Origin of the sequence: Campylobacter sp. CNRCH_2015_0338h, assembly GCF_025772785.1 — a bacterium.
GTDB lineage: Bacteria > Campylobacterota > Campylobacteria > Campylobacterales > Campylobacteraceae > Campylobacter_D.
Map to the genome: position 1 here is coordinate 1 of NZ_JAKMST010000023.1, position 1,495 is coordinate 1,495.

Annotated in this window: 1 protein-coding gene; it reads left to right on the forward strand. The window is 26.8% G+C overall.

Going from position 1 to position 1,495, the window contains the following annotated elements:
- Positions 1-292: 292 nt before the first annotated feature.
- The coding region (locus L8X30_RS07845) for a cache domain-containing protein (RefSeq protein WP_263679759.1) at positions 293-1,495 on the forward strand (1,203 nt) is incomplete at its 3' end.

The window sequence follows — 1,495 nt, forward strand, 5'->3', positions numbered from 1 at the left end:
TGGTTGGAAGATCTGCATTTTATTTAGTCTAATTTTTATCCATAACAATTTATGTTTACTTTAATAAAAATATTTTCACAATAGCTGCAATTTTTAATCATACATTTATAAAAAAATATTTTTATTATTTTATTATACAAAGTATGTATTTTTCATTGTTATATCATTTTTTTATTTATTTTTTTGTGTGTGTATTTGAACCAATTTAAAAAAATTAAATATTTTAAAATAGTTTAAAAATAGTTTTATATAAAAAAATAGAATTAATGCTAATCAAAAAAAGGAGTTATTGATGTTTAAATCTTTAAATATAGGGTTAAAACTAGTATTATCAGTTGCTATTAGTATAATCGCTGGAATAGCCATTTTAGTGACTATTTTTTCCGTTCAAGTTGCTTCTAATATGGAAAATGAAGCCAAAAATTCAATTTCTTTGTCATCAAAAAATTATAGTAGTCTTATGCAAGGCATTCTTAATGAAGAAGTTGTTCTTACAAAAGGAATGGCTACATCACTTAATGAAATGTTTTCAAAAAATGACCAAGTAAATGCTGCATTAATAGAAAGCTTATTAAAAAACACCTTTGATAGTAGTGGTTATGCAGCTTATGCATTTCTTTATCTAAAAGATCCTTCTGTTTTATCTGGCACCCAAGCATTAGATTCAAATTTTAAAAGCTCTAACGGTAAAACTTTTGCTATGATTTTTTTCGATGAAACTACAGGAAAAGCAGGTGGTATAAGATCTATAAAAGCTCCTAATAATTTTTCTCAACTGAACATTTTGCAAAAAATTGAACAAAACGCAAAATATGGTGATTTAGATACTTTATTTGTTGGCTCTCCATCAAAATTAAATTACGATGGAAATGATTTTTTAGGTATCAATTTAGGAATGCCTATCTTTAACAGTAAAGGTAAATTTGTAGGTGTTGTTGGATATACTTTTGATTTCTTAGAAATATCACAAGAAATTCTAGATCCAACACTAGATACTTATGAAGGTGGATTAAGATTTCTAGTAACAGACCAAGGAGTTATTACTATCCACAAAAACAACGATGCCATATTAAAAACCATATCAGAAGTCAATAAAGATCCATCAGCAAAACTGCTTACCGAGATAATTAAAAAGCATGAGGACATAATAATTAATAACTATATCGACTCTAATGGGATTCCTAGTTTTGCAAGCATTGAATCTTTTAGCACATTGGGAAATTCTAGCCATTGGAGTATAGTAGTTACCGCACCAAAAAAATCTGTTTTACAACCTTTATACAAGTTACAATTTGTTTTAATTATTATAGCGCTAGTTATAGTTGTTATAATATTAGTCATTGTTTATTTTTGTGTAAATAAAATAGTGGGTGCTAGAATTCCTATTATACTTCATTCTTTACAAAATTTCTTCAAATTTTTAAATCACGAAACTAAAGAAGTGCAGACAATAAAGATTAAAGCCGACGATGAATTAGGAAGAATGGGCAAAATA